The sequence below is a fragment of the Methylobacterium aquaticum genome (genome assembly GCF_001043915.1).
In the GTDB taxonomy this organism is placed as follows: Bacteria; Pseudomonadota; Alphaproteobacteria; order Rhizobiales; family Beijerinckiaceae; genus Methylobacterium; species Methylobacterium aquaticum.
The window spans coordinates 1-867 of sequence record NZ_LABX01000486.1; the positions used below are offsets into that span (position 1 = coordinate 1).

The 867-nt window shown below is 66.2% G+C and carries 2 protein-coding genes; both read right to left on the bottom strand.

Going from position 1 to position 867, the window contains the following annotated elements; all coding sequences use genetic code 11:
• Positions 1 to 109: 109 nt before the first annotated feature.
• On the bottom strand, positions 110 to 523 hold the full coding sequence (locus VP06_RS33385) for a hypothetical protein (protein WP_048468131.1): 414 nt from the start codon (positions 521 to 523) through the stop codon (positions 110 to 112).
• Between the two features lie 51 nt (positions 524 to 574).
• Positions 575 to 754: a hypothetical protein gene (locus VP06_RS33390; RefSeq protein WP_048454727.1), complete on the bottom strand. Its 180-nt coding sequence runs from the start codon at positions 752 to 754 to the stop codon at positions 575 to 577.
• Positions 755 to 867 lie beyond the last annotated feature (113 nt).

Here is an 867-nt window from a genome sequence, read left to right on the forward strand (position 1 = left end):
GTCTTGGCCCGCTCGGCGCGAAGCGCGGCGCTCACCGCAGCTTGTTCAGCAGCGCGGTCCTGCGACCGGCGCGAGATCAGGTTCCACATGGCCCGGAGCACTCCCACGGTTAGCGCCCCCGGGCTTCCAGCGCAGAGAGGCCACGCTCCAACAACCCCCTGTTGGTCGCGGCTGCTCCTTCGATCTCACGGATCGTTTCGCTGGCGTTCTCGATCATGCGCTCGACGCGCATGTCCCTCTCGGTCTGGCTGGCGAGCGCGCTCCTCGCGTTCGCATCGATCGCCTGCACCGTCGCGGTCAGGAACGTCTGGCTCTGGGCGACGCCCGCGAGCGTGTCCTTGATGCTGGACAGGATGCGGTTGGTCTCGGCCGCGGTGAGCAGGGTCTCCCTGCTCTCCTTTAGTCGAGCCTCCGCATCGCTGTCGCGCCGCTTCTGCAGGTAGATGATTGCGATCAGGAACAGGACGAGCATCACGCCCACCAGTCCCTGATCCAGCAACTTGCCCATGGCGCTATCGAGCATCGACCTGCCCTCGCCCGAGCTCGAAGCGGCGCATGTCAGCGTCTCCCCGGCTTACCGGTTCGCCGCCGGCAGCCGCGCCACGACAGGCGCCAGGGTGTTGCCCTCGTTGGCGCCGTCCTCGAGACTGAGCTTCCGGAACACGATCTCGGCGAGACCGGCCTGCCCGCCGGCCGCCTCGAGCGCCTTTGCCGGCGCGGCGTCGACCGCTCGCTGCACCGCCTTGGCGATCACCGAAAAAAAAAAACTGGGATCACCGAGGAAGACCTGATCATGATCTTCTAGCCATTCATCACGACCAAGGAGGAGGGCAAGGGCACGGGTCTAGTGCTCTCGCAGGTGTTCGG